Origin of the sequence: Streptomyces sp. NPDC056361 (genome assembly GCF_042262805.1) — a bacterium.
Lineage (GTDB): Bacteria > Actinomycetota > Actinomycetes > Streptomycetales > Streptomycetaceae > Streptomyces.
This window is the reverse complement of record NZ_JBHJQI010000304.1, coordinates 1-2173: the sequence shown is the minus strand read 5'-3', so window position 1 is coordinate 2173 and position 2173 is coordinate 1. Positions and strand designations below refer to the sequence as shown.

Genomic DNA, 2173 nt, shown 5'->3' with positions numbered 1-2173 from the left:
CCCCCTCGGGGTGCCGCCCTTCTCACTGTCCGACCACGTCAGCGGTCGTCGCCGCCGCGCTCGTCCTCGTCGTCCTCGTCGAGCTCGTCGTCAAGCTCGACGTCGATGACGACCTCATCGGACTCCTCGACGTCAACGTCGACGTCATCCACGTCATCCACGTCATCGGACTCGTCCACGTCGTCCGACTCGTCGAACGCGTCGACGAACTCGACCCCGTCCATCTCCGCGAGCCGGTCCGACGCGTCCGTGGCGCCGTCCTTGTCGGCCTCCAGGGCCTTCGCGAACCACTCCCGCGCCTCGTTCTCACGGCCGGCGGCCAGCAGCGCGTCGGCGTACGCGTACCGCAGGCGCGCGGTCCACGGGTGAACGGCGCTGGAAGCGAGCTCGGGGCTCTGCAGCGTCACGATCGCCGCGTCGAGCTGCCCCAGGTCCCGGCGCGCGCCGGCGGCCACGAGCCGCATCTCGACCTGACCGGCCTTGTCCAGCTTCAGCACCTCGGGCTCGCCGGCCATCGCCAGCGCCCGCTCGGGCCGACCGAGACCGCGCTCGCAGTCGGCCATGACGGGCCACAGCTCGACGCCACCGCTCATCCGCCGCGCGGCCCGGAACTCGGCCAGCGCCTCGGAGTACTTCTGCGTCGCGTACGCCGCGAAGCCGGCCGCCTCACGCACGGCCGCCACACGGGACGCGAGCCGCAGCGCGACGCGCGAGTACCCGTACGCCTGCTCCGGGTCCTCGTCGATCAGCTGCGCGACCATGACGAGGTTGCGCGAGACCTCCTCCGCCAGACCCTTCGGCAGGCTCATCAGCTCCTGCCGCACGTCCGGGTCGATCTCCTCACCGGTGACCTCCGGCGGAATCGGCAGCCGCTTGATCGGCGCCCGGTCACTCCGCTCCCGGTCGAAGTCCCGACCACCCCGGTCGTCCCGACGCCCGTAGCCACCACGGTCGTCCCGCCCACGGAACCCACCCCGGCTGTCGCCCCCACGGTCATCCCGCCGGAAGCCACCCCCACGGCTGTCGTCCCGACGGAACCCACCCCGGTTGTCCCCACCACGGTCGTCACGGCGGAAGCCGCCACCACCCCGGTTGTCGCCACCGCGGTCGTCGCGACGGAAGCCGCCCCGGTCGTCACGGCGATCGTCACGCTGGTACGAAGACGAAGGACGCTCATCCCGACGGAACGACGGACGGTCGCCACCACGGTCATCACGACGGAAACCACCACCACGGTTGTCCCCACCACGGTCATCGCGACGGTCGTCACGCTGGTACGAAGACGAGGGACGCTCATCGCGACGGAACGACGGACGGTCGCCACCCCGGTCGTCACGGCGGAAGCCGCCACCACCCCGGTTGTCGCCACCGCGGTCGTCGCGACGGAAGCCGCCTCGGTCGTCACGGCGGTCATCACGCTGGTACGACGACGAAGGACGCTCATCCCGACGGAACGACGGACGGTCGCCACCACGGTCGTCACGACGGAAACCACCACCACGGCTGTCGCCACCGCGGTTGTCACCACCGCGGTCATCACGGCGGAAGCCACCGCCACCCCGGTTGTCACCACCCCGGTCGTCACGGCGGAAGCCACCACCACCGCGGTTGTCGCCGCCACGGTCATCGCGACGGAAGCCACCACCACGGTTGTCGTCCCGCGAGAAGCTCGGTCGGTCGCCACCCCGGTCGTCACGACGGAAGCCACCGCCACCCCGGTTGTCGCCACCGCGGCTGTCGCCACCGCGGTCGTCACGACGGTAACCGCCACCGCGGTTGTCGCCGCCACGGTCATCGCGGCGGTAACCGCCACCACGGTTGTCCCCACCACGGCTGTCGTCCCGGCGCGGCCCGCGGAAGCCGCCTCGGTCGCCACCGGCACCGGCACCGTCCCTGCGACGCGGCTCGCGCTCCGGACGGTCGTCGGGAGAGTTGGTGGGCATGGTCGTGACTCCTGTCTTCGGGTACTGCAGTCATTCTCGCGCAGCCGGCACTCAGCCGCGCATCGGAAAAAGTCAAGCAAAAAACAAAAGGACCCCTGGTCCCAGCGTGAACGCTGGGACCAGGGGTCCTGAAGAATTGTTCGGCGGTGTCCTACTCTCCCACAGGGTCCCCCCTGCAGTACCATCGGCGCTGAAAGGCTTAGCTTCCGGGTTCGGAATGTAACCGGGCG

General features: G+C 70.5%; 2 protein-coding genes and 1 rRNA gene. All 3 read right to left on the bottom strand.

The window, feature by feature from the left end:
• Nucleotides 1-38: 38 nt before the first annotated feature.
• Nucleotides 39-809 (bottom strand): hypothetical protein, encoded by a 771-nt coding sequence (locus tag ACFCY7_RS40360; RefSeq protein WP_376491066.1) that lies wholly within the window; start codon nt 807-809, stop codon nt 39-41.
• Nucleotides 809-1876, bottom strand: a complete 1068-nt coding sequence (locus tag ACFCY7_RS40355) for a hypothetical protein (protein WP_376491065.1) — start codon at nt 1874-1876, stop codon at nt 809-811. The genes ACFCY7_RS40360 and ACFCY7_RS40355 overlap by 1 nt, the downstream gene beginning before the upstream one ends.
• A 205-nt stretch (nt 1877-2081) precedes the next feature.
• Nucleotides 2082-2173: ribosomal RNA gene (rrf, locus tag ACFCY7_RS40350) — 5S ribosomal RNA — on the bottom strand; the annotation flags it as partial.